The 1,011-nt window shown below is 49.4% G+C and carries 1 protein-coding gene; it reads left to right on the plus strand.

Annotated features, from left to right (window positions below; genetic code table 11):
* Nucleotide 1 precedes the first annotated feature (1 nt).
* Nucleotides 2-1,011 (plus strand): photosystem II D2 protein (photosystem q(a) protein) (psbD, locus tag A9Y75_RS25790; protein ID WP_071192730.1); only part of this gene is annotated, 1,010 nt, incomplete at its 3' end.

Below are 1,011 nucleotides of genomic sequence, written 5' to 3' on the forward strand. Positions count from 1 at the left end.
AATGACCATCGCAGTTGGACGCGCCCCGTCGAGAGGGTGGTTTGACGTATTAGACGACTGGTTAAAGCGCGATCGCTTCGTATTCGTAGGTTGGTCAGGAATATTATTATTCCCCTGCGCCTTCCTCGCACTAGGCGGTTGGCTAACCGGTACAACCTTCGTCACATCCTGGTATACCCACGGATTAGCATCCTCCTACCTAGAAGGAGCTAACTTCCTGACAGTAGCAGTATCCACACCAGCAGACAGCATGGGACATTCCCTACTGTTACTGTGGGGACCAGAAGCACAAGGTGACTTCACCCGTTGGATTCAACTAGGTGGCTTGTGGCCTTTCGTAGCCCTACACGGAGCCTTTGGTTTAATCGGCTTCATGTTGCGCCAATTTGAAATTGCCAGACTAGTAGGCATTCGTCCTTACAACGCTCTCGCTTTTTCAGGCCCCATCGCCGTATTCGTCAGCGTCTTCCTGATGTATCCCTTGGGACAATCTAGCTGGTTCTTTGCACCCAGCTTTGGAGTAGCAGCAATTTTCCGCTTCCTCTTATTCCTGCAAGGTTTCCACAACTGGACACTCAACCCCTTCCACATGATGGGCGTAGCAGGTATCTTGGGCGGTGCATTACTTTCTGCCATTCACGGTGCAACAGTAGAAAACACCTTGTTTGAAGATGGTGAAGGCTCCAACACCTTCCCCGGTTTCAACCCCACACAAGCTGAAGAAACCTACTCAATGGTGACAGCAAACCGTTTCTGGTCACAGATTTTCGGAATTGCTTTCTCCAACAAGCGCTGGTTACACTTCTTCATGTTGTTTGTACCAGTTACAGGCTTGTGGATGAGTTCTGTCGGTATCGTTGGTTTGGCATTAAACCTGCGAGCTTATGACTTCGTTTCCCAAGAATTACGGGCAGCAGAAGACCCAGAGTTTGAAACTTTCTATACCAAAAACATTTTGCTAAACGAGGGTATCCGCGCTTGGATGGCTCCTCAAGATCAACCCCACGAACA

The sequence above is a fragment of the Trichormus sp. NMC-1 genome (genome assembly GCF_001858025.1).
Classification (GTDB): domain Bacteria; phylum Cyanobacteriota; class Cyanobacteriia; order Cyanobacteriales; family Nostocaceae; genus Anabaena.